We start from the raw sequence: 22,764 nt of genomic DNA, 5'->3' as shown, positions 1-22,764 counted from the left end.
GCTCGGAAAATTTCGGTATTTCTTTACGCATTCATTTTTCAAGATAAAACACAATGAAAAATAACCGCACTTTATCCGTAATCATTAGTACGATTACCACTATTATGATGACCATTACTATGATTAATGGCGCGGGTTAGTGCACCAAAAAACAGGATACAGAAAACCCGCGATTCAACCGAATAGCGGGTTTTTTTATAAATTTAAAAACACAATATCTCTAGGAGAACCAATCATGCGCGTACTTAAATTTGGCGGCACTTCGCTTGCAAATTCGGAACGTTTTTCCCAAGCAGCGAAATTGATCGAGCAAGCTCATTTAGAAGAGCAGGCTGCAGGTGTTTTATCAGCACCAGCAAAAATAACTAATCATCTCGTCGCCCTTTCTGAAAAAGCTGCATTAAATCAACCAACCGATACGCATTTCAACGAAGCAATCGAAATTTTCTATAACATCATCAATGGCTTACATGCCGAAAATAATCAATTCGACTTAAATGGCACAAAGGCGCTTATTGATGCTGAATTTGCTCAAATCAAAGGATTATTAGAAGAAATTCGTCAGGCAGGAAAAGTAGAAGATGCAGTTAAAGCGACGATTGATTGCCGTGGTGAAAAACTTTCTATCGCAATGATGAAGGCTTGGTTTGAAGCGCGTGACTATAGCGTACATATTGTGGATCCGGTCAAACAATTATTAGCAAAAGGCGGTTATCTTGAATCGTCTGTTGAAATTGAAGAATCAACAAAACGTGTTGATGCAGCAAGTATTGCAAAAGATAAAGTGGTGCTTATGGCAGGCTTTACTGCGGGTAATGAAAAAGGTGAGTTGGTGCTGCTCGGTCGTAATGGCTCAGATTATTCTGCAGCCTGTTTAGCAGCTTGTTTAGGCGCAGGCGTATGCGAAATTTGGACTGATGTGGATGGCGTTTATACTTGCGATCCGCGTTTAGTGCCTGATGCACGTTTATTGCCAACTCTTTCTTATCGTGAAGCGATGGAACTTTCTTATTTCGGTGCGAAAGTGATTCATCCTCGTACGATTGGTCCATTGTTGCCACAAAATATTCCTTGTGTCATTAAAAATACAGGAAATCCGTCTGCGCCGGGTTCGATTATTGATGGCAATGTGAAATCAGAAGGTTTACAAGTCAAAGGTATCACTAACTTAGATAACTTGGCGATGTTTAATGTATCAGGCCCTGGTATGCAAGGCATGGTAGGCATGGCATCTCGCGTATTTTCAGCCATGTCAGGCGCAGGCATTTCAGTCATTTTAATTACTCAGTCTTCGTCTGAATATAGTATTAGTTTCTGTGTGCCTGTGAAATCTGCAGAAGTAGCGAAAACCGTACTAGAAACTGAGTTTGCTAATGAATTAAATGAACATCAATTAGAACCAATAGAAGTGATTAAAGATTTATCCATTATTTCTGTTGTGGGCGATGGAATGAAGCAAGCGAAAGGCATTGCTGCTCGTTTCTTCTCGGCGTTAGCACAAGCAAATATTAGCATTGTGGCGATTGCACAAGGTTCTAGTGAACGTTCAATTTCTGCAGTTGTGCCACAAAATAAAGCGATTGAAGCGGTGAAAGCTACCCATCAGGCTCTTTTCAATAATAAAAAAGTAGTGGATATGTTTTTAGTCGGCGTTGGTGGAGTAGGTGGAGAATTAATTGAGCAGGTAAAGCGTCAAAAGGAGTATCTAGCAAAGAAGAATGTTGAAATTCGAGTGTGTGCTATTGCGAATTCCAACCGCATGTTGCTCGATGAAAATGGATTATGTTTAGACGATTGGAAAACCGATTTAGAAAATGCGACTCAGCCATCAGATTTTGATGTATTGCTTTCTTTCATTAAATTACATCATGTGGTGAATCCTGTATTTGTAGATTGTACCTCAGCCGAATCTGTAGCGGGGCTTTATGCTCGTGCGTTAAAAGAAGGTTTCCATGTGGTCACACCAAATAAAAAAGCGAATACACGAGAATTAGCTTATTACAATGAGTTACGCCAAAACGCTCAAGCAAGCCAACATAAATTTTTGTATGAAACGAATGTAGGCGCTGGTTTGCCAGTAATTGAAAATCTTCAAAACTTACTTGCTGCGGGTGATGAACTTGAATATTTTGAAGGCATTTTATCTGGCTCCCTTTCCTTTATTTTTGGTAAATTGGAGGAAGGACTTTCTCTTTCAGAAGTCACCGCACTTGCCCGAGAAAAAGGCTTTACTGAGCCAGATCCCCGAGATGACCTCTCTGGACAAGATGTAGCGCGCAAATTATTAATTCTTGCTCGTGAAGCTGGAATTGAGCTTGAATTGTCTGATGTTGAAGTTGAAGGTGTATTGCCGAAAGGTTTCTCTGAAGGAAAATCTGCAGATGAATTTATGGCAATGTTGCCACAGCTTGATGAAGAGTTTAAAACTCGAGTTTCCACCGCTAAAGCTGAAGACAAAGTATTGCGTTATGTTGGAAAAATTTGCGAAGGTAAATGTAAAGTATCCATTGTTGCAGTCGATCAGAATAACCCACTTTATAAAGTGAAAGACGGTGAAAATGCTCTGGCATTTTATACTCGTTATTACCAACCTATCCCACTTTTATTACGTGGTTATGGCGCAGGCAATGCGGTTACTGCGGCAGGTATCTTTGCCGATATTTTAAGAACATTACAACATTAATAAGGATTCCCAATGTTAAGAATTTACGCCCCTGCATCTAGCGCGAATATTAGCGTAGGTTTCGATACTTTAGGTGCTGCGATTTCTCCTATTGATGGTTCATTGTTAGGTGATGTGGTTCAAATAGAATCTATTTCAAGTGGTTTTGAGTTAGAAAGTGCGGGCTATTTTGTTCGTAAATTACCAAAAGAACCACAAAAAAATATTGTTTACCAAGCTTATGTGCTATTTCGCGAGCAATTAAAATTACGCGGAGGAAATGTGAAGCCTTTGCGTTTAACGCTTGAAAAAAATATGCCTATTGGCTCTGGTTTAGGCTCCAGTGCTTGTTCTATTGTTGCTGCATTAGTAGCATTAAATCAGTTTCATGATGGCCCTTTTTCGAAAATGGAATTGCTTGAAATGATGGGCGAATTGGAAGGTCGTATTTCTGGTTCAATCCATTATGATAATGTTGCACCTTGCTATCTTGGCGGTGTGCAATTTATGGTGCAATCGCTCGGCAATATTTGTCAAAAGCTTCCATTTTTTGATAATTGGTATTGGGTGTTGGCGTATCCAGGAATTGAGGTTTCCACTGCTGAAGCTCGTGCAATTTTACCAAAAAGCTATACTCGACAAGATGTGATTGCCCATGGTCGTCATTTAGGTGGCTTTGTACATGCTTGTCATACCCATCAGGAAAACCTTGCGGCGATTATGATGAAAGATGTCATTGCCGAGCCTTATCGTGAATCTCTGCTACCTAATTTTGCTGAAGTAAAACAAGCTACGCGAGATTTAGGTGCACTTGCCACTGGTATTTCAGGCTCAGGGCCAACAATTTTTTCTATTGCCCCTGATTTACAAACTGCAATTAAACTTTCAACTTATTTAGAGAATCATTATTTACAAAATAATGAAGGTTTTGTACATGTATGTAAGGTTGATAACGAAGGCGCAAGAGAAATTAAATAAGCATAATTTAAATAGATAAAGTCAGATTAAAAACGGATTAAATATGAATTTATACAATATCAAACATCCCGAAGAACAAGTCACTTTTTCTCAGGCTGTTCGTCAAGGTCTTGGACGGGATCAAGGTTTATTCTTTCCAGAAGTTATTCCTCAACTTAATAACATTGATGAATTACTTGAATTACCTCTTGTTGAGCGTAGCCAAAAAATTCTAGGTGCATTAATTGGTGAAGAATTATCGAAAGCAACGTTAGACGAGATGGTGAAAAATGCGTTTACTTTCACCGCACCATTAGAAAAAGTTGAAGATAATATTTATGCACTTGAATTATTTCATGGTCCCACATTGGCATTTAAAGACTTTGGGGGGCGTTTTATGGCACAGGCACTTGCGGCGGTACGTGGTGATGGAAAAATCACTATTTTAACGGCAACGTCTGGCGATACTGGTGCGGCTGTAGCACATGCGTTTTATGGATTAGAAAATATTAATGTAGTTATCCTTTATCCAAAAGGCAAAATCAGCCCATTACAAGAAAAGCTATTCTGTACTTTAGGTGGGAATATTCGTACTGTTGCGATTAACGCTGATTTCGATGCATGTCAGGCTTTAGTTAAGCAAGCCTTTGATGATGTTGAATTGCGCCAAGCTATCGGACTCAACTCCGCAAATTCTATTAATATTAGCAGATTATTAGCTCAAGTTTGTTATTATTTTGAGGCTGTCGCACAATTACCAAAAGAAAAACGTGATAATGTTGTAGTTTCTGTGCCAAGTGGTAATTTTGGTAACTTAACTGCGGGATTAATTGCAAAAACCTTAGGCTTGCCAATAAAACGCTTTATTGCTTCAACCAATGCGAATGATACTGTGCCGCGTTATTTAGAATCGGGTAATTGGGATCCTAAAGCGACAGTTGCAACTCTTTCTAACGCAATGGATGTAAGCCGTCCAAATAACTGGCCAAGAGTGGAAGAACTGTTTAAACGAAATGGTTGGAATTTAACTGATTTAGGTTCGGGGATGCTGACTGATGCACAAACTGAAGAAACCTTAAAAGCAATGAATGCTGAAGGTTATGTTTATGAACCGCACGGAGCGATTGCTTATCAGGTGTTGAAAGATCAACTTAAAGCTAGTGAAACAGGAATCTTCCTGTGTACAGCTCATCCAGCAAAATTTAAAGAATCCGTAGAACGTATTCTTGGTATTCAGCTTTCATTACCTGAAGCCCTGGATAAACATAATCAGCTACCATTGCTTTCTGATGAAATGGATAATGATTTTGCCCAACTACGGGCTTACTTATTGAAATAATAAAGTGCGGTAAATTTTTATTGTATTTTGGATAGCGCTTGATTTTCAGGCGCTATTTTAGAAAATATAACGTAGCGATAAAATATATTAATTATTTTAGATTGGGTAGAAAGAATAACTATTTTTTAATAATCAAGTGATTTGTAAGAGTTTTACAAGATATTAGGCAATAAAAAAACACCTTCCAGTGCTTACTTTATTTTTAAGTGGTGGGTCGTGAAGGATTCGAACCTTCGACCAACGGATTAAAAGTCCGCTGCTCTACCGACTGAGCTAACGACCCACTAATATCATTTTTGAAATGGTGCCCGAAGCCAGACTTGAACTGGCACGCCTCGAAAGGCGAGGGATTTTAAATCCCTTGTGTCTACCGATTCCACCACTCGGGCATATAGACAACTAACATTTGCGTATTATGGAGGCGTGTCCCGGAGTCGAACCGAGCTACATGGATTTGCAATCCAGTGCATAACCGCTTTGCTAACACGCCACGAATTGGAGCGGGAAACGAGGCTCGAACTCGCGACCCCGACCTTGGCAAGGTCGTGCTCTACCAACTGAGCTATTCCCGCATTCGCTGTTAGTGGTGCGCATTTTACGGAAATTCAGATAACTGTCAATTACAGATTTAAAAAAATTATCTAACCGTTTAAAAAAAGTTCATTTTGTTCAAATAAATCACAGAAAATGATGGAAAAATGGAATTTTATGTAATTTTCTAATTTCTACTTTTATCACTTTTTCCTTTGTGCCAAAATGTTAAACGTTTTTAGCACGTAAAGTGCGGTTGATTTTTTCATTATTTTTAGAGGATGTTATGACACAACAATATGCTATCGATACTTTATTAGCTCAAGCAGGAAATCGTAGTGATGAGGGTACGGGCGCGGTTTCTACACCAATTTTTCTTTCTACGGCTTATGGACATTATGGTATCGGTGAAAGTACGGGCTTTGATTACACGCGTACCAAAAACCCAACTCGTACAGTATTAGAAGAAACGATAGCTAAATTAGAGAATGGAGATCGTGGTTTTGCTTTTTCTTCAGGTATGGCTGCCATTCAAGTTTTGATGACACTTTTCACCGCACCAGATGAATGGATCGTTTCTAGCGATGTGTATGGTGGTACTTATCGACTATTAGATTTTTCTTATAAAAATAACAATAGTGTAAAACCTGTTTATGTCAATACGGCATCTGCTTCAGAAATTGAGGCTGCCATTAACCTAAATACGAAAGCGATTTTTATTGAAACTCCATCAAATCCTTTAATGGAAGAATGTGATGTGGTTGAAATTGCAAAACTTGCGAAAAAACATAATTTGATGTTGATCGTGGATAATACGTTTTTAACGCCAGTGCTTTCTCGCCCATTAGATTTAGGCGCAGATGTGGTGATTCACAGCGGGACTAAATATATTGCCGGTCATAATGATGCACTTGTTGGTTTAATTGTTGCGAAAGGACAAGAACTTTGCGATCGCATTGCTTATATTCAAAATGGTGCGGGTGCGGTGCTTTCACCTTTTGATTCTTGGCTGACTATTCGTGGTATGAAGACCCTTTCTTTACGAATGAAACGTCATCAAAAGAATGCACAAGCCATTGCGGAATTTTTAAAAGCTCAACCACAAGTGGAATCAGTGCTTTATCCAAATAAAGGTGGGATGTTGTCTTTCCGTTTGCAAGATGAAGCTTGGGTTAATACGTTCTTAAAATCCATCAAATTGATTACTTTTGCAGAAAGTCTAGGTGGCACAGAAAGTTTTATTACTTATCCTGCTACTCAAACTCATATGGATATTCCAGAATCCGAGCGTGTAGCTCGCGGGATTACTAATACCTTGTTGCGTTTTTCAGTCGGTATTGAAGATGTAGAAGATATTAAAGCGGACTTATTACAGGCTTTTGCACATTTAAAATAATTGGAGCAAACCATGAAAATTGCAATCTATAGCACTAAAAGCTATGACAGAAAATATATTGAGCTCATTAACGCGAAATATAATTTTGATTTAGAATTTTTTGATTTTATGCTGAACGAGAGCACTGCACGTTTGGCAGAACATTGCGAAGTAGTATGCATTTTCGTGAATGATAATGGTAGCCGAAAAGTATTAGAAAAATTAGCTAGACTTGGCGTGAAAATCGTGGCTTTGCGCTGTGCGGGTTTCAATAATGTTGATTTAAAAGCAGCTCAAGAATTGGGCATCCAAGTTGTCCGCGTTCCCGCTTATTCGCCTGAAGCAGTGGCAGAACATACCATCGGTTTGATGATGACTCTGAACCGTCGAATTCATCGTGCTTATCAGCGTACCCGCGAAGCAAATTTCTCTCTTGAGGGGTTAATTGGTTTCAATATGCATGGGCGCACGGTCGGCGTAATCGGAACGGGTAAAATTGGGATTGCGGTGATGCGCATTCTGAAAGGTTTCGGCATGAATATCTTGGCGTACGATCCTTTCAAAAATCCAGTGGTGGAAGAACTGGGGGGACAATATGTTGAATTAGATGAGCTTTATGCTAAATCTCATGTGATTACGCTTCATTGCCCAGCAACGCCAGAAAACTATCATTTATTAAATCGCGAAGCTTTTGCCAAAATGAAAGATGGCGTGATGATCGTTAATACGAGTCGCGGCTCTTTGATTGATACCCAAGCTGCAATTGATGCGTTAAAACAGCGCAAAATCGGGGCGTTAGGTATGGATGTGTATGAGAATGAGCGAGATTTGTTCTTTGAAGATAAGTCTAACGAAGTGATTCAAGATGATATTTTCCGCCGTTTATCTTCTTGCCATAATGTATTGCTGACAGGCCATCAAGCATTTTTAACCGAAGAGGCACTAACCAATATTGCGGATGTGACTTTATCAAACGTTTATAAATTGAAGTCTGGTAAAGTGTGTGAAAATATTGTTTTGCCGTCTTAGCTTTTGGCAATTAAAACGATTAGTTTACATTTTTTAAAACGGTGTTATTCTGCACCGCACTTGTAAGTTTAAAAAAAGCCCTTATATAGGGATTCCATTCACAAAATTAAGGAAAACAAAATGAGCGAAGTATTACACATTAATGACGCAGATTTTGAAAGTGTTGTAGTTAATTCAGATATCCCCGTTTTATTAGACTTTTGGGCACCTTGGTGTGGTCCTTGCAAAATGATTGCTCCAGTGTTAGATGAACTTGCACCTGAATTTGCTGGTAAAGTTAAAATCGTGAAAATGAATGTGGATGACAACCAAGCAACCCCAGCACAATTTGGTGTTCGTAGTATCCCAACATTATTATTGATTAAAAATGGTCAAGTTGTAGCAACTCAAGTTGGTGCATTACCAAAAACTCAATTGGCTAACTTCATTAACCAACATATTTAATCGTTGCTTAAAGCTATAAGTAACTTTAGTACATTGATAAGATTGCCCCTTAATGGGGCAATTTTTTTGTCTAAAATTTTGATGAACGACCTGATGAGAATCAAAGCACTTGCTCAAATTCTATATTTAAAGGAAAGGCTTTGGTTATCGTATTGTAAATAAAACAACAGCGTAATGCGTTTTGTGTGAGTTGTGTGAAGATATCATCGGTTAAATCCGATGAAATAAAAATTTTAATTTTTCCGTCATTAATGACAGGCTGCTCACTATAGCCGCGAACGCCAAGTAAGGTTAAAGGATTGGCGAGGTTGAGCCAAATTTTTCCTTCCATTTCTACAATATCGGCACGTTGTTGAGCAAAATGTGCTTTTACACTGCTCAAAATACCACCTAAAATAGAAACGGCAAAATAATCCACCGCACTTTTTTGTAACGATTGGTTATCGAAATTGACTTGTGAATAGAGAGAAATACTGTCATTTGGTGTGAATAATTTAATTTCTTCTCCGCGTAATACGGCTCGATATTTCGCTGTAAAAGATTCACTTTCAGGTACGTTATACATAACGTTCCCTCAATATTGATTTTGCTTCATTTAATACCTTAAGTTTGGCTTCAATAATGTCAAATCCATTTAAAGGGCGGTTAGAAAAAGTGGCAAATCCACAATCTGGATTTAGCCAAATTTGCTCTGGTGGAAGGTAATTTAAGGCTTTTTCTGCTCGTTGAGTAATCTGATCTACGGTTTCCACTTCATCTGAACGAGGATTGATGACGCCTAAGCCTAAAATACATTTTTGTCTTAAGATTTTACTTTCTAACAACGAACTTAATTCTCCCGCTCTTGGCGTAGAAAATTCGAGCATTAAAATATCAGGTAATGCCGATTCAAATAAATCCACTAATGATGTATAAGGCCCGCGCAGTAATACGCTCTCATCTTTGCTCCAGTTGCCACGGCATACATGTAATGCAGTTTTGATATTTTTATTTCTTGCATACTCAAAGATTTGAGTAATTAAACTTTTTGCAAACTGTAGTTCCGCTGCAAAATCTTGTTTTTCGCTTAACGCCGCACACATAAATGAACGTGTTTGATGATGGCTAAAAATAACCTCAGTCAAAACAGGCTCATCAAATTGGACTACACTTACGCCTAGCTCACATAAATGATCAATTTCTTGCTTTAAGATAGTAACAACATCTTTTGCCATTTCTTCTTTTGATGAATAATGTTGCCCTGACACAGGCGAAAGCCACATGGAGCGAGCCATTAAGTAAGGCCCTGGCAAGGTTGCTTTAATTGGTTGCTTAGTTAGATTTTTCAGTAGTAGCATTTCATCTGCTACTAAAGATTGTTTGTAGCTGATTTTTCCCACGCAAATCGCATTTTTTATGGAAAGTGCGGGAACATCCAAGGTTTCTAGCATTGACTCAAAAATTTGCTTTTCTTTAATGTGATCGAACATTTCACTCATGCTCATTAAGATTGCGCCTTGAATTTTTTGTGCAATAAAAGAAAGGTAATTGTCGCGAAGTAATTCGCCACTCGTGATAATATCAATGCCAGTACGTTGTTGAAGTTCGACAACTTGTTTTGTTTCTTGAACAACAATTTGCTTAAGCTCTGTTGTGGTGATTTTACCGAGTGCGTGCTTTTTACGCGCCATCAAAAGTGCTTGGCTACGAGGCATTGAGCCTAAAAGGGAAGTTGTGAAAAGTTCCATAGAAAATCCACAATGATGGGCGTTTATTACACGCCCATCATGACATATCAATCTTAAAAGAATTTTAAATATTCATTGGCAGCTTGTAATTGAGCAAAACCTTCTGTTCTACCCGCAACCCAACGTTTTAATCCTTCCAAATCCATCATTTCTTTATGTTCTGGATTGTTGTAATCCATTTTGAACAAGGTTTCGGTGAATGCATTGAATTTGGTTTCATCTAATCCCACGCGCCCACTAAAAATACAATGGTCAAATGATGGTGTTTTTGCGAGTACTCGAACTGTTGCAGGATCGAGCGTACCATCTTTTGTCCAACGTTCAAAATTGAAATCTAACATCCATGTCGCCGCAACTTGGCGATCTTTTAATGCATTGGCTGCATCTAATTCACCGCCTACATGATCACCGTGTAAACCAACACCCACATCAAAGCGTTTTTCTACATAATCTTGACCAAATTCCAAGCCATGTTGATGTAAAAACTCGATTGGAATTAACCGCGCTTGTGGGGAATCAATCGCACCAAAAGCTATAGTTTTATTTTTTAAATCTTCAATAGATTGTATAGCTGGATCATTAACAACTAAATAGCTTTGACGATCTTGGTCGGTATCACGCATTGCACCATTTAAGGTTTTACCCGCACTACGCAAGTAACCATCTAACCAAGCAAGGGGAGAGTTCCACGCCATATCAATTTCATTATTGAGTAACGCATCAACTTGTCCTTTGTAGTCTTTGAAATAGACTGGCTCAATAGGGAAACCTTCTTTTTCGAAAAAGTCTGCAATAATGCCCCAAATAACTGTCACTTGTGGGGCGTAGATTACCGCCCCGATTTTTAATTTCTCACTCATTTTTCACCACTCTTTATGGAATTTGTTGACCTGTAATGGCTTTACCTAACCAAATATTTAGCACATCGACACTTGGCGCCATTACTTGGCTTGCTAATGCATCGCGTAAATAGCGTTCCATTGGCCCCATTTTGTTATAAGCCTTGCCACCGCCAATACGCATACCAATTTGAGCAAGAGTAATAGCGTTTTCGCTCGCAAGAATTCGGGCAGCTAATAATTTAGCTAATGCATCTGCATCACCTTCTGTGGCTGATCGAGCCGCATCTCGCGTAGCACATACAGCAGCGTTTGTGTTTGCATAGATTTTAGCTAAGTGAATTTGCACGGTTTCGATTTCAGCTAATGCAGTGCCAGATGTGTATTTACGGTGTGTTGAATGTTTAATTGCCTCAGTGAGCACTGCTTTACAGACGCCGCTATAGACAGCAGCCAAGCCACAAATAAAGGCAGGTGCAATGCCACCAAATACTTGTTCTGCGCCTGCGCCAACTTCGCCAATGCGCCAGCCACGATCTAATGGCATATCGGTCATTCGCATAAAGCAAGAGACATTGCTACGCATACCTAAGCCATTCCAGCTATCGGATTCAAACGTTAAGCCTTGAGTACCAAGTGGAAGCACCCAGTTATCAATAGTTTCACCATTTTCGGAAGGCAAAAGTGCTAAATAATAAGAGGCATAATTGCCTGATGTCACCATGGATTTTAAGCCATTGAATACTGCATGTTCAGCATTAAATTGTGCGGTTGCATCGGTAATATAGAAGTGAGTACCTGTGCCTAATTCACTATAGGCGAGTGCGGCAAAGGTTTGATTTTGAACAATGTCAGAAAAGATTTTTTGTTTGAGTTGATCGCTGCCGAATAGATTTAAGCAATTCACTGCAACATTACTCATCATGTAACAGAGACCAGCAGAGGCTGAACTTTCTGCTAACGCCATACAGACTTCAGCATGTTCTTTCAGGGTTAATCCCATTCCGCCGTATTCTCTCGGAATTAAAAGTGAAAACCAACCGGCTTTACCTAATTCCTTAAATGCCTGAACAGGAAATTCTTTTTTTTGATCGAGTTCGTCGGCGTAAGGCTCAATAAACTGTTCCGCTAACTTTCTCACCTGAGTATAGATTTGCGACATAATATATCCTTATTGTGTGTTGAGAAAAACTTTCTACGAGGCGGATATTATTATGCTCGGTTTCTTTTTTCTAGTATTTAATTCAAAATAATTTCAGTAATGTGACGTGGATCAAGAAAAAATCTGGCAAGAATTTTCCCATGTGACTTTTTTAATCAATTCAGCAGGTTCATTTTTTAAGGTACAAAGAGCTTTGAAACTTTCCACAATACGCTCTGGTCGATTAGGTTGGCCTTGAAAACCAAATACAGGCATATCTGGACTATCTGTTTCCAACACTAAGGCATCAAGTGGCAACTTCGCGATCGCTTGACGAGTTTTATTGGCGCGTTCATAAGTGATCGTGCCGCCAACCCCGATTTTATAACCTAAATCAACAAAGCGTTTTGCTTGCTCGTAGCTTCCTGAAAAACCGTGTACCACGCCAAGTTTAGATAATGGAATACGTTTTAAAAAAGTAAAAATTTGATCATGAGTTTTTCGACTGTGAATATTGACGGGTAAATTAAATTGTTTTGCCAAATAAAGTTGGCTTTCAAAAAAATGACATTGTTTTGCCCAAAGTTCATCGGTGAGCAAATCAGGAATTGCGCGTTCCAAACCAATTTCTGCCACCGCCGTGCAATTTGCATCACGATTTTTTAAGGCTTGTTCTAACAGAATTAAATCATTTTCGGCGTGTTCTTTAATATAAAGAGGATGGAGCCCAAGCCCATAGCGCAAATTATCAGGAAAAAGTGCGGTCATATTTTGGATTGTTTTAAAATCAGTTTCTTTCACCGCCACAATCAGTATTTTTTGCACATCGGCTTGCTTAGCATTATCAATAAGCTGTGACAACGGTTCTCCTGTAAATTGTTGGAGATAATCGAGATGCGTGTGAGTGTCGAAGAAAGGCATGAGCATTTTCCTTTAGGTCAATAAAAAATGGCGGAATTTATCCGCCATTCACGATTATTCTACTGAAACTGATGTAATAACCACATCTTCAGTTGGAACATCTTGATGAAAGCCTTTGTTGCCTGTCTTCACTTTTTTGATTTTATCAACAACATCCATACCTTCAACTACTTCACCAAATACCGCATAGCCCCATTCTTGAACGACTTCGCGACCAAACATTTCTTTTGAACGATAATTTAAGAAATCATTGTCTGCTACGTTAATGAAGAATTGTGCTGTCGCTGAATGTGGATCTGAAGTGCGAGCCATTGCAATGGTTCCACGTTTGTTACTTAAACGATTGTTCGCTTCATTTTGGATTGGTGCGTTTGTTGCTTTTTCGCGCATACCGCTTTCCATACCACCGCCTTGAATCATAAAGCCATCAATAACACGGTGAAAAATTGTGTTATTATAAAAACCGTCTTTGCAGTAATTTAAGAAGTTTTCTGCTGTAACTGGAGCTTTATCAAAATCCAATTTAATTTTAATGTCGCCAAAGTTTGTGTGTAACGTAACCATTTTGTTTTCCTTCTGAAAAATTAAGGGTCGTATTATTCCACAATCGAGGTAAAAGTGCTATAAAAGTGCGGTTTGTTTTTATTTCATTTTACGAGCTTAAAAATGCTAAAAATTTTCAATACCTTAACGAGAGAAAAAGAAATCTTTAAACCTATCCACGAAAATAAAGTGGGAATGTATGTTTGTGGCGTCACTGTTTATGATTTGTGCCATATCGGTCATGGACGCACTTTTGTGTGTTTTGATGTGATTGCCCGTTATTTACGTTCTTTGGGTTACGATTTAACTTATGTACGCAATATTACGGACGTAGATGACAAAATTATTAAACGAGCGTTAGAAAACAAAGAAACCTGCGATCAACTTGTGGATCGTATGGTGCAGGAAATGTATAAAGATTTTGATGCACTTAATGTATTACGCCCTGATTTTGAGCCTCGTGCGACCCATCATATTCCAGAAATTATTGAAATTGTGGAAAAATTGATTAAACGCGGACATGCTTATGTTGCGGATAATGGCGATGTGATGTTTGATGTGGAAAGTTTTAAAGAATACGGCAAATTATCTCGTCAAGATCTTGAGCAATTACAAGCTGGTGCACGTATTGAAATCAATGAAATCAAGAAAAATCCAATGGATTTCGTGCTTTGGAAAATGTCGAAAGAAAACGAACCAAGCTGGCCATCCCCATGGGGGGCTGGTCGTCCAGGTTGGCATATTGAATGTTCTGCAATGAACTGCAAACAGCTTGGCGAACATTTTGATATTCACGGTGGTGGCTCTGATTTAATGTTCCCTCACCACGAAAATGAAATCGCGCAATCTTGCTGTGCACATGGCGGCCAATATGTGAATTATTGGATCCATTCCGGCATGATTATGGTGGATAAAGAAAAAATGTCGAAATCTCTCGGCAACTTCTTCACTATTCGTGATGTATTAAACCACTACAATGCAGAAGCGGTGCGTTATTTCTTACTAACGGCACACTATCGCAGCCAGCTCAATTATAGCGAAGAAAACTTGAATTTAGCACAAGGTGCATTAGAACGTTTGTACACCGCTTTACGTGGCACCGTTCAAAGTGCGGTTGCTTTTGGCGGAGAAAATTTTGTGGCAACTTTCCGTGAAGCAATGGACGATGATTTTAATACGCCAAATGCACTTTCTGTTTTATTCGAAATGGCGCGTGAAATTAACAAGTTAAAAACAGAAGATGTTGAGAAAGCCAATGGACTTGCCGCGCGTTTGCGAGAATTGGGTGCGATTTTAGGATTACTTCAACAAGAACCAGAGAAATTCTTACAATCGGGTTCCGACGATGATGAAGTAGCAAAAATTGAAGCGCTGATTAAACAACGCAATGACGCCCGCGCTGCTAAAGATTGGTCTGCTGCAGATGCTGCGCGTAATGAGCTTACCGCTATGGGCATCGTATTAGAAGATGGGCCGAATGGAACAACTTGGCGTAAGCAATAAATTTAAATGTTAAATTAATTTCATTAAAAAGACTAAGTTCAGAATGTAATAGAACTTAGTCTTTTGCTCTTTCATCATTTCTTAATATAGGATTTTAATGTTTGTTCCACTTCATAAATCCAATCCAACTCATGCTGAGTGAAACCCGCTTGAATGCGAGCATCGGTATTAATGACACCTTTAAAAATCACAATACGGTATTTGTGTAGCAACTCAGTAAAGCATTTCATCACATCTAAACCACGTTTTTTAGAAAGGGCGTGATACCAATGATTGCCGATATAAACATGGCCAATTTCATCGCGCAAAATAATATCCAAAATGTTCACTGCGGCAAAATCTTTACGTTGTGCGATTTTTTCTTGCAGAACAGGTGTTGCATCGAGGCCGCGTGCTTCTAATACACGAGGAACTAACGCCATTCGTTCCCAAATATCGTACGCGGTGGCTTGCGCCATTTCCCATAATCCAGCATGAGCTTCAAAATCACCATATTGATAACCCAATGTTTTTAAATGTTCATTGACTAAGGAAAAGTGAGTGCTTTCTTCACGAGCGACACGCAGCCAATCTTTCACAAAAGCCAAGCCTTCGCCAAGTTCTTGTTGTGCATTACGCCCGAATCGCCAAGCCGCATCTAAGCCTAAATTAATCGCATTAAACTCAATATGTGCGATAGCGTGCAATGTGGCAGCATAGCCTTCTTCTGTAGCAAAAGAACGTTTTGGCACATCTTTCGGTGTAACTAAGAGCGGTTTTTCAGGAAAAGCGGCAATATTATCTTGTGGCACGACTTTGGGAAAATCTTCTAATTTTATTAACTGAATTTGTGGCAGAAGATTATCGTAGAGATCATTAACTAAACGACATTTTTCTTGTGGATTCGCTGTTTTTAGTGCAGTTTCAACTTGTTGCCAAAATTGTGTAATAAGTACGGTCATTTTTTCTCTCTCATTCGTTAAAACGGATCAAGCCTTCTTGTTGTGTTGTTGCGATTAATTGACCATCTGGCGAGAAAATCTGCCCTCGAGCCAAACCACGGCCTCCAAAGGCATTATTGCTTTCAATTGCGTGTAAATGCCAGTGATTTAAATCAAACGGACGATGGAACCAAATACTATGATCAATGGTTGCCACTTTCATTCCTTTTTGTAAAAAGCCTTTTTCGTGCGGATGAAGTGCGGTCAAAATACAGTGAAAATCGGAAAAATAAGCCAATAAACATTGCTGAATTTTTATATCAAGCGGCGTTTCACCATTGGTTTTAAACCAAGAATATTGCTCGGCTGGCAATTTTGTCCCGTTAAATGGGTTATTCAAATATTTGGTACGTACCTCAAATGGACGCTCTGCGGCAAATTTTTCATTGAGTGGTTCTGGCAAGGTTTGAGCTACTTTTTGTAGCATCACATTTTCATCTGTAAAGTCTTCAGGTGCGCCAACATTTGGCATTGTATTTTGATGTTCAAAACCTTTTTCTGGCACTTGGAAAGAAGCAGTTACATGGCAAATGGTATTTTTATGTTGAATAGCTTTCACGCGTAATGCAGAAAAATTATGCCCTTCACGCAAGGTTTCCACATCGTAAATAATCGGATATTGGCTGTCTCCTGGAGCAAGAAAATAGGCATGACAAGAATGTAAAATTCGATCTTCTGGCGCCACCTGCATTGCCGCTGATAACGCCTGCGCCACTACTTGCCCGCCAAATACTTGACGAAAACCTAAATCTTGGCTTTCACCACGAAAGATTAAATCATCAATTTTTTCAAGTTTAAGAAGATGAATGAGGTTATTGAGAATATCTGACATATTGCTTTCCTTGAAGAGACGATAAAAGTGCGGTTATTCTATCGAAGATTTTTAGGAATGCCAAAGTTGGAAATAAAAAGCACGCATTAAAAAACGCGTGCTATTGCTAGAGAGTTAAATCAAAGGTGTTTAACTCTTCTCTTCACTTCTTCCTGTTTTCCCGCATTAAATGGGCGGGCATCAGGGCTGCCTAGATAGCCACATACGCGGCGAGTGACAGACACTTTTGTGCTATCGTGATTGCCACATTTCGGGCAAACAAAACCTTTACTGGTACATTCAAATTCACCGGTGAAACCACATTCATAACATTCATCAATCGGTGTGTTTGTGCCGTAGTAAGGTACGCGATCGTAGCTATAATTCCACACATCTTCCAATGCTTTTAAGTTGTGTTGAATATTTGGGTATTCGCCGTAGCAAATAAAACCGCCGCTGGCGAGTGGGGGATATGCCATTTCGAAATCCAGTTTATCGTAAGGATTCACTTTCTTTTCTACATCTAAGTGGTAACTGTTAGTGTAGTAGCCTTTATCCGTGACGCCTTCAATCACGCCAAATTTTTTGGTGTCTAGACGGCAGAAGCGGTCGCATAAGTTTTCGCTTGGCGTGGAGTAAAGGCTGAAGGCATAGCCTGTTTCTTTTTGCCAGCGTTTTACTGCCTCACTAAGATGGCGAACAATCGCAATGCCTTTTTCGCGTAATTGTTCATCATCAAAAATATGCCCTTTGCTATATAGCGCATTAATGGTTTCGTGAATACCGATATAGCCGAGCGAAATAGAGGCGCGTCCATTTTTGAAAATTTGTGCCACATTTTCATCCGCTTTTAACCGCACTCCGCATGCGCCTTCCATATAAAGAATGGGGGCAACGCGAGCTTTGGTATTTTCAAGGCGGGCAATACGTGTCATTAATGCTTTTTTCGCAATAGCTAAACGTTCATCTAAAGTGCGGTAGAAATCTTCTTCGTTTTTAGACTCCAACGCGATACGCGGTAAATTCAAACTCACCACGCCAAGATTATTACGCCCATCGTGAATTTCATGTCCGTCTTCTTCGTATGCACCTAAAAAGCTACGGCATCCCATAGGGGCTTTAAAAGAGCCTGTGACTTTGACAACTTGATCGTAATTGAGAATATCTGGATACATACGTTTTGATGCACATTCCAATGCGAGTTGTTTGATATCGTAATTCGGATCGCCTTGAGTTTGGTTCAAGCCTTTTTTGATGGTGAAAACAAGTTTTGGAAAGACTGGCGTTTTATGGTTTTTTCCGAGTCCACGAATACGATTTTTTAAAATAGCTTGCTGAATTAAGCGGGATTGCCAACTTGTACCTAAACCAAAACCAAAGGTCACAAATGGCGTTTGCCCATTCGACGTATGCAGTGTATTCACTTCATATTCTAAAGATTGGAAGGCATCGAAACACTCTTTTTCAATCAATGCTTTGGCGTAACCTTCAATATCAGGCACGTTCCATTCTTGGGCATGTTTGAGGTGTTTTTCGTAACTGATTTGCACATAAGGGGAAAGTACTTCATCAATACGGTTAATGGTTGTGCCACCGTAAATATGGCTGGCAACTTGAGCGATAATTTGTGCTGTCACTGCAGTAGCGGTGCCAATGGATTTAGGGGGTTCGATTTCCGCATTGCCCATTTTGAAACCACGAGAAAGCATGCCTTCTAAATCCACTAACATACAGTTAAACATCGGGAAGAACGGTGCGTAGTCTAAATCGTGATAATGAATTTCACCTTTTTCGTGAGCCTCTACTACATCGCGTGGAAGAATATGGTGTTTGGCATAATGTTTTGCCACAATTCCAGCAAGCAAATCACGTTGCGTTGGAATCACTTTCGCGTCTTTATTGGCATTTTCATTAAGTAATTCTACGTTGCTTTGTTCAATCAAGCCTTCAATTTCTTTTGTTAGCTGGCTACGTTTTTCTCGCGCTAAATCACGATCATGACGATATTCGATATACGCACGAGCAACCTCAGGATAACGACTTGCCATCAATTTATCTTCAACGATTTTTTGAATCTGATTAATATCAATCTCGCCTTGATGATGGGTGAATATTTCATTTCCTACTTCTTGTCCAATTTGGTGGCAATAAAATTCATCGGAAATATTGACCGCACTTGCGGCTTTTTTAATGGCATTGATGATACGTTGAATCTCAAACTCCGCACGAGAACCATCGCGCTTGATGACCCCAAAGTTACTCATGATATAGCTCCAATATATAGTGTTTTTGAAATGCGGACTGCACTATATATAGATCTAAAAAGATAATCAACACACAATATGTAGTGTTTTTAGGTGTTTTATTGTAATAGAATTTTGTTAAAGATTGATTTTATTAGAAAAATATCAAATTAAGTTGTTGAGAACTTTTCTCAAACATTTTTTGATTTTGTGAGCGAGATCAAAGTTTTTATTTTTAAAACTGAAGGGCAGTGTGAACAATAAAATTAATCATATAATTGTTATTGATGAATATAAAAAAACGGCCGAAAAATCGACCGCTCTTTTTTATCTTATGGCTTAAGCCGCCACCATTACCATCGCTGGGCGAATGACTCGACCATTTAAGGTGTAGCCTTTTTGCAATACGACGCTAATTTGATTGCTTTCAAAGCCTTCAGCAGGTTGCATTGAAATGGCTTGATGTAAGTCAGGATTAAATGCTTCACCGACAACCCCCACAGCTTCCACACCAAAACGACTAACGGTTGAAACTAATTCTTTTAAGGTCAGTTCTACGCCGTCAAATAAGGCTTTTACGCTTTCATCTTCTTTATTTGCTGGAGTGGCAAGCGCACGCTCTAGGTTATCGATAGTATTCAAAATGTCTTTTGAGAATTTTTCCAATGCGAATTTATGTGCTTTTTCTACGTCTTGTTCAGTTCGACGACGAAGGTTTTCAATTTCAGCACGAGAGCGAAGTAAAATATCCTGTTCTTTGTTTGCCGCTTCTTCAATTTGAGTTTTTAGTTGCTCTTCAAGTTCTTGTACTCGGGCAATAGCTTCTTCTAAAGGATCAAGTTCTTGAGAAGGCTCTGTTTGTTGTGTTTCTTCCACAACAGCCTCTTCTTTTTCTACTTCTGGGGTTTCAACTTTTTGTTCTTGTTCTGACATTTTTTTCTCCGTAAATACAAAATTCGCTATAGTCGTTAGCTATAGTCTAACAAAAAACTATATAATGATGAAAATGTTAAATTCAAGTGCGGTTTATTTTATGAATAATTTATATCGTTCCTTTAAAACCATTGGACTTGTAGGAAAACCTAGAAATGACATTAACCTACAAATGCACAAAAATTTGTTTCACTGGTTAACGGAACGTGGTTATCAAGTAATGATGGAAAAAGATGTTGCTGAAAAACTGGGGCTTCCTGCAGAAAATCTTGCGACACTTGATGAAATTGGTTGCCAAGCACAGTTGGTTATTGTGATTGGTGGTGATGGTAATATGTTGGGCCGTGCTCGCGTATTAGCAAAATATGATATTCCATTGATTGGAATTAACCGCGGTAATTTGGGATTTTTAACAGATATTGACCCGAAAAATGCCTATGCTCAACTTGAAGCTTGTTTAGAACGCGGTGAATTCTTCGTGGAAGAACGTTTTTTATTGGAAGCAAAAATTGAGCGAGCAGGTGAAATTGTATCGACAGGCAATGCAGTGAATGAGGCGGTTATCCACCCTGCGAAAATTGCACATATGATCGATTTTCATGTGTATATCAATGATAAGTTTGCATTTTCACAACGTTCTGATGGATTAATTGTTTCTACGCCAACAGGTTCTACGGCTTATTCTCTTTCTGCTGGTGGACCTATTTTGACACCAAACCTTAATGCTATTGCGTTAGTGCCAATGTTTCCACATACATTAACTTCTCGTCCTCTTGTTATTGATGGTGATAGCAAAATATCGATTCGTTTTGCTGAACATAATACATCTCAATTGGAGGTGGGCTGTGATAGTCAAATAGCCTTACCTTTTACGCCTGATGATGTGGTTCATATTCAAAAAAGTGAGCATAAACTCCGATTGCTTCATCTAAAAAATTATAATTATTATAATGTATTAAGTACCAAATTAGGTTGGTTGAAATCATTTTAATTTTTATAAAAAAGCATAGTAGAAACGCATCATTAAAATACTGTAAAAAAATCCTTTACTGTAAATTAAATCAGTTGTAATATAATTGATATACAGTTAAAGGATTTTGCTATGCTTACTCAACTTACTATCAATAATTTTGCGATTGTTCGCCAGCTTGATATCGAATTGGCGAAAGGAATGTCTGTTATTACTGGGGAAACTGGGGCTGGTAAATCTATCGCTATTGATGCTTTAGGTTTATGTTTCGGACAAAGAGTTGAAACCTCAATGGTACGCGAAGGGCAAGAACGAGCAGAAATTTGTGCAACTTTCCAACTAGAATCGCAAAATTCTGCTTATCAATGGTTGAGTGAGCAAGAATTACAAGATCCCGATAATCCCACTGAATGTATTTTGCGTCGTGTGATTAATGCAGACGGACGTTCTAAAGCTTTTATTAATAGCACTCCTGTATCCGCTTCTCAATTAAAAGAAATTGGTCAATATCTTGTTCATATTAATGGGCAGCACGCTTCCCAATTATTGCTAAAAAATGACTATCAGCTTCAGTTAGTTGATAATTTTGCCGCTCATCCTGAATTACTTGTGAAAATGCGTGAAGATTATCAAGCATGGAAAAATCTTCAAAATCAAGTTAAAACCTTTCAACAAAAAGTGGCAGAAAATGAAGCACGTAAACAACTTTTACAGTATCAAGTTGATGAATTAGATGAATTTAATCTTCGATCAAATGAATATTTGGAATTAGAAGATGAACAACGTCGTTTATCTAGCAGTGAACAGTTAACCCAACTTTCTCAATCAGCCCTGCAAATTTTAAGTGAAAATGACACAGTAAATATCGATAGTTTGCTGTATCGTGCGACACAATATATTGATGAATTAGCTGAACTTGATCCGCAATATGCTGAAGTGCAAAGTATGTTGAATGATGCGTTGATTCAAGTGCAAGAAGCAACCAGTGAAGTGCGAAATTTATCGAGTAATATCGAGCAAGATCCTCAACTTTTACAGGAAATCGAACAAAGAATTAGTCAGGCTTTACAACTTGCTCGTAAACATCAAGTTAAACCTGAAGATCTTGTGGAACATCACAAAAAATTAAAAGCAGAATTAACCGCACTTTTAGATTTTTCTGAAAGTGAAGAGATGTTGATTGAGCAAGAAAAACTCGCATTTGAACAAATGCAAGTAACGGCTAAAGCATTAACTGAAAGTCGTCAGCAATCTGCAGCTCGCTTAGCGCAGAATGTCACGCAGTCTATAAAACAACTTGCAATGGAAAATGCAGAATTTTATGTAGAGTTGAATACGGACTTCGATAAAGTGGGATCAAACGGTTCAGATAATGTGATTTTTACTCTGCGTAGTAATTTAGGTCAACAACCTCAACCGTTAGCTAAAATTGCCTCTGGTGGTGAGCTTTCTCGTATTTCTTTGTCGATTCAAGTTTTAACTTCTGATCAATCGGCTATTCCAACGTTAATTTTCGATGAAGTGGACGTGGGCATTAGCGGAAAAACTGCAAGCGTTGTCGGAAAACTCTTACGTCAATTAAGTGAACGTTGCCAAGTATTATGCGTAACTCACTTACCACAGGTTGCTTGTCATGGCCATCATCAGTTCAATGTAGAAAAATTTACTGTGGATAATAAAACTGAAACACAAATGACCGCACTTTCACAAGCTGAACGTGTACCAGCCTTGGCAAGACTCTTGGGCGGAAGTGAAATTACAGAATTAGCTTTAGCCAATGCTCAGGAAATGTTAGATTTAGTTCATTAAAAATGGG

General features: G+C 38.8%; 19 protein-coding genes, 4 tRNA genes and 1 other annotated feature. Of the genes, 9 read left to right on the top strand and 14 right to left on the bottom strand.

Going from position 1 to position 22,764, the window contains the following annotated elements; all coding sequences use genetic code 11:
* Nucleotides 1-81 precede the first annotated feature (81 nt).
* Nucleotides 82-200 (top strand) — a sequence feature (Thr leader region).
* A 35-nt stretch (nucleotides 201-235) separates the two neighbouring features.
* From thrA to thrC, 3 genes are read left to right on the top strand one after another with little or no spacing between them, the layout of a single operon-like run.
* Entirely contained in the window at nucleotides 236-2,683 is a 2,448-nt protein-coding gene (thrA, locus tag AC6H22_RS04965; RefSeq protein ID WP_005625603.1) for a bifunctional aspartate kinase/homoserine dehydrogenase I, read from the top strand.
* A 12-nt stretch (nucleotides 2,684-2,695) separates the two neighbouring features.
* Nucleotides 2,696-3,640, top strand: a complete 945-nt coding sequence (gene thrB, locus AC6H22_RS04960) for a homoserine kinase (protein ID WP_005625602.1) — start codon at nucleotides 2,696-2,698, stop codon at nucleotides 3,638-3,640.
* A gap of 43 nt (nucleotides 3,641-3,683) precedes the next feature.
* Nucleotides 3,684-4,958, top strand: a complete 1,275-nt coding sequence (gene thrC, locus AC6H22_RS04955; protein WP_497515450.1) for a threonine synthase — start codon at nucleotides 3,684-3,686, stop codon at nucleotides 4,956-4,958.
* A gap of 207 nt (nucleotides 4,959-5,165) precedes the next feature.
* Here the strand turns inward: thrC and AC6H22_RS04950 are convergent.
* The 4 genes from AC6H22_RS04950 to AC6H22_RS04935 form a co-directional block, all read right to left on the bottom strand.
* Nucleotides 5,166-5,241 (bottom strand) — tRNA-Lys (locus AC6H22_RS04950).
* A 19-nt stretch (nucleotides 5,242-5,260) separates the two neighbouring features.
* Nucleotides 5,261-5,347: transfer RNA gene (locus AC6H22_RS04945), tRNA-Leu, on the bottom strand.
* A gap of 27 nt (nucleotides 5,348-5,374) precedes the next feature.
* Nucleotides 5,375-5,448 (bottom strand) — tRNA-Cys (locus AC6H22_RS04940).
* 6 nt (nucleotides 5,449-5,454) lie between these two features.
* A tRNA-Gly gene (locus AC6H22_RS04935) sits at nucleotides 5,455-5,530 on the bottom strand.
* 245 nt (nucleotides 5,531-5,775) lie between these two features.
* Between AC6H22_RS04935 and AC6H22_RS04930 the strand changes: the two genes are divergently transcribed.
* From AC6H22_RS04930 to trxA, 3 genes are all read left to right on the top strand, one after another.
* Nucleotides 5,776-6,885, top strand: a complete 1,110-nt coding sequence (locus AC6H22_RS04930; RefSeq protein ID WP_192885328.1) for a methionine biosynthesis PLP-dependent protein — start codon at nucleotides 5,776-5,778, stop codon at nucleotides 6,883-6,885.
* A 12-nt stretch (nucleotides 6,886-6,897) separates the two neighbouring features.
* Nucleotides 6,898-7,893: a 2-hydroxyacid dehydrogenase gene (locus tag AC6H22_RS04925; protein ID WP_005627942.1), complete on the top strand. Its 996-nt coding sequence runs from the start codon at nucleotides 6,898-6,900 to the stop codon at nucleotides 7,891-7,893.
* 120 nt (nucleotides 7,894-8,013) lie between these two features.
* A complete protein-coding gene (gene trxA / locus AC6H22_RS04920) occupies nucleotides 8,014-8,337 on the top strand; it encodes a thioredoxin (RefSeq protein WP_005627940.1) in 324 nt (107 codons plus the stop codon).
* A 100-nt stretch (nucleotides 8,338-8,437) separates the two neighbouring features.
* On the opposite strand, the gene AC6H22_RS04915 is transcribed toward trxA, so the two are convergent.
* The 6 genes from AC6H22_RS04915 to AC6H22_RS04890 form a co-directional block, all read right to left on the bottom strand.
* Complete coding sequence (locus AC6H22_RS04915; RefSeq protein ID WP_046953137.1) at nucleotides 8,438-8,902, bottom strand: hypothetical protein; 465 nt, start codon at nucleotides 8,900-8,902, stop codon at nucleotides 8,438-8,440.
* Nucleotides 8,895-10,064, bottom strand: a complete 1,170-nt coding sequence (locus AC6H22_RS04910; protein WP_005627935.1) for a cobalamin-independent methionine synthase II family protein — start codon at nucleotides 10,062-10,064, stop codon at nucleotides 8,895-8,897. Before AC6H22_RS04910 ends, AC6H22_RS04915 begins: the two co-directional genes overlap by 8 nt.
* Before the next feature lie 53 nt (nucleotides 10,065-10,117).
* Nucleotides 10,118-10,924 (bottom strand): phosphate/phosphite/phosphonate ABC transporter substrate-binding protein, encoded by an 807-nt coding sequence (locus AC6H22_RS04905; protein WP_005627932.1) that lies wholly within the window; start codon nucleotides 10,922-10,924, stop codon nucleotides 10,118-10,120.
* 13 nt (nucleotides 10,925-10,937) lie between these two features.
* Nucleotides 10,938-12,065, bottom strand: coding sequence for an acyl-CoA dehydrogenase family protein (locus AC6H22_RS04900; protein ID WP_046953139.1), 1,128 nt, complete (start codon nucleotides 12,063-12,065; stop codon nucleotides 10,938-10,940).
* A 111-nt stretch (nucleotides 12,066-12,176) separates the two neighbouring features.
* Nucleotides 12,177-12,965, bottom strand: coding sequence for a TatD family hydrolase (locus AC6H22_RS04895; protein WP_114892342.1), 789 nt, complete (start codon nucleotides 12,963-12,965; stop codon nucleotides 12,177-12,179).
* A gap of 54 nt (nucleotides 12,966-13,019) precedes the next feature.
* Nucleotides 13,020-13,529 (bottom strand): peptidylprolyl isomerase, encoded by a 510-nt coding sequence (locus tag AC6H22_RS04890; protein ID WP_005627927.1) that lies wholly within the window; start codon nucleotides 13,527-13,529, stop codon nucleotides 13,020-13,022.
* Between the two features lie 102 nt (nucleotides 13,530-13,631).
* On the opposite strand from AC6H22_RS04890, the gene cysS reads away from it, so the two are divergent.
* Nucleotides 13,632-15,011 carry a cysteine--tRNA ligase gene (gene cysS, locus AC6H22_RS04885; RefSeq protein WP_005627925.1) on the top strand — a complete coding sequence of 460 codons (1,380 nt, stop codon included), beginning with the start codon at nucleotides 13,632-13,634 and terminating at the stop codon, nucleotides 15,009-15,011.
* 74 nt (nucleotides 15,012-15,085) lie between these two features.
* Here cysS and AC6H22_RS04880 read toward each other — a convergent pair whose 3' ends face one another.
* The 4 genes from AC6H22_RS04880 to grpE form a co-directional block, all read right to left on the bottom strand.
* Complete coding sequence (locus tag AC6H22_RS04880; protein ID WP_005627921.1) at nucleotides 15,086-15,952, bottom strand: ferritin-like domain-containing protein; 867 nt, start codon at nucleotides 15,950-15,952, stop codon at nucleotides 15,086-15,088.
* 10 nt (nucleotides 15,953-15,962) lie between these two features.
* Complete coding sequence (gene tesB / locus AC6H22_RS04875; protein WP_005627920.1) at nucleotides 15,963-16,823, bottom strand: acyl-CoA thioesterase II; 861 nt, start codon at nucleotides 16,821-16,823, stop codon at nucleotides 15,963-15,965.
* 119 nt (nucleotides 16,824-16,942) lie between these two features.
* Complete coding sequence (gene nrdD / locus AC6H22_RS04870; RefSeq protein ID WP_005627918.1) at nucleotides 16,943-19,066, bottom strand: anaerobic ribonucleoside-triphosphate reductase; 2,124 nt, start codon at nucleotides 19,064-19,066, stop codon at nucleotides 16,943-16,945.
* A 318-nt stretch (nucleotides 19,067-19,384) separates the two neighbouring features.
* Nucleotides 19,385-19,978: a nucleotide exchange factor GrpE gene (gene grpE / locus AC6H22_RS04865; protein WP_005627916.1), complete on the bottom strand. Its 594-nt coding sequence runs from the start codon at nucleotides 19,976-19,978 to the stop codon at nucleotides 19,385-19,387.
* A gap of 100 nt (nucleotides 19,979-20,078) precedes the next feature.
* On the opposite strand from grpE, the gene AC6H22_RS04860 reads away from it, so the two are divergent.
* Nucleotides 20,079-20,969: an NAD(+) kinase gene (locus AC6H22_RS04860; protein ID WP_032825633.1), complete on the top strand. Its 891-nt coding sequence runs from the start codon at nucleotides 20,079-20,081 to the stop codon at nucleotides 20,967-20,969.
* Between the two features lie 111 nt (nucleotides 20,970-21,080).
* A complete protein-coding gene (gene recN, locus AC6H22_RS04855; protein WP_118817065.1) occupies nucleotides 21,081-22,757 on the top strand; it encodes a DNA repair protein RecN in 1,677 nt (558 codons plus the stop codon).
* Nucleotides 22,758-22,764: the final 7 nt, after the last annotated feature.

Source organism: Haemophilus sp. THUN1690 (assembly GCF_059704375.1).
The sequence above is the reverse complement of the archived record's forward strand: the minus strand, read 5'-3'. Positions and strand labels throughout refer to the sequence as shown.

What these genes read in the sequence shown, in the direction of transcription:
- AC6H22_RS04880 (WP_005627921.1), bottom strand. Translation starts at nt 15,952, where the DNA reads ATGACCGTACTTATTACACAATTTTGGCAACAAGTTGAAACTGCACTA.
- AC6H22_RS04930 (WP_192885328.1), top strand. Translation starts at nt 5,776, where the DNA reads ATGACACAACAATATGCTATCGATACTTTATTAGCTCAAGCAGGAAAT.
- thrA (WP_005625603.1), top strand. Translation starts at nt 236, where the DNA reads ATGCGCGTACTTAAATTTGGCGGCACTTCGCTTGCAAATTCGGAACGT.
- AC6H22_RS04890 (WP_005627927.1), bottom strand. Translation starts at nt 13,529, where the DNA reads ATGGTTACGTTACACACAAACTTTGGCGACATTAAAATTAAATTGGAT.
- recN (WP_118817065.1), top strand. Translation starts at nt 21,081, where the DNA reads ATGCTTACTCAACTTACTATCAATAATTTTGCGATTGTTCGCCAGCTT.
- AC6H22_RS04915 (WP_046953137.1), bottom strand. Translation starts at nt 8,902, where the DNA reads ATGTATAACGTACCTGAAAGTGAATCTTTTACAGCGAAATATCGAGCC.
- AC6H22_RS04910 (WP_005627935.1), bottom strand. Translation starts at nt 10,064, where the DNA reads ATGGAACTTTTCACAACTTCCCTTTTAGGCTCAATGCCTCGTAGCCAA.
- trxA (WP_005627940.1), top strand. Translation starts at nt 8,014, where the DNA reads ATGAGCGAAGTATTACACATTAATGACGCAGATTTTGAAAGTGTTGTA.
- tesB (WP_005627920.1), bottom strand. Translation starts at nt 16,823, where the DNA reads ATGTCAGATATTCTCAATAACCTCATTCATCTTCTTAAACTTGAAAAA.
- AC6H22_RS04905 (WP_005627932.1), bottom strand. Translation starts at nt 10,924, where the DNA reads ATGAGTGAGAAATTAAAAATCGGGGCGGTAATCTACGCCCCACAAGTG.
- nrdD (WP_005627918.1), bottom strand. Translation starts at nt 19,066, where the DNA reads ATGAGTAACTTTGGGGTCATCAAGCGCGATGGTTCTCGTGCGGAGTTT.
- AC6H22_RS04900 (WP_046953139.1), bottom strand. Translation starts at nt 12,065, where the DNA reads ATGTCGCAAATCTATACTCAGGTGAGAAAGTTAGCGGAACAGTTTATT.
- thrB (WP_005625602.1), top strand. Translation starts at nt 2,696, where the DNA reads ATGTTAAGAATTTACGCCCCTGCATCTAGCGCGAATATTAGCGTAGGT.
- cysS (WP_005627925.1), top strand. Translation starts at nt 13,632, where the DNA reads ATGCTAAAAATTTTCAATACCTTAACGAGAGAAAAAGAAATCTTTAAA.
- AC6H22_RS04895 (WP_114892342.1), bottom strand. Translation starts at nt 12,965, where the DNA reads ATGCCTTTCTTCGACACTCACACGCATCTCGATTATCTCCAACAATTT.
- AC6H22_RS04925 (WP_005627942.1), top strand. Translation starts at nt 6,898, where the DNA reads ATGAAAATTGCAATCTATAGCACTAAAAGCTATGACAGAAAATATATT.
- thrC (WP_497515450.1), top strand. Translation starts at nt 3,684, where the DNA reads ATGAATTTATACAATATCAAACATCCCGAAGAACAAGTCACTTTTTCT.
- grpE (WP_005627916.1), bottom strand. Translation starts at nt 19,978, where the DNA reads ATGTCAGAACAAGAACAAAAAGTTGAAACCCCAGAAGTAGAAAAAGAA.
- AC6H22_RS04860 (WP_032825633.1), top strand. Translation starts at nt 20,079, where the DNA reads ATGAATAATTTATATCGTTCCTTTAAAACCATTGGACTTGTAGGAAAA.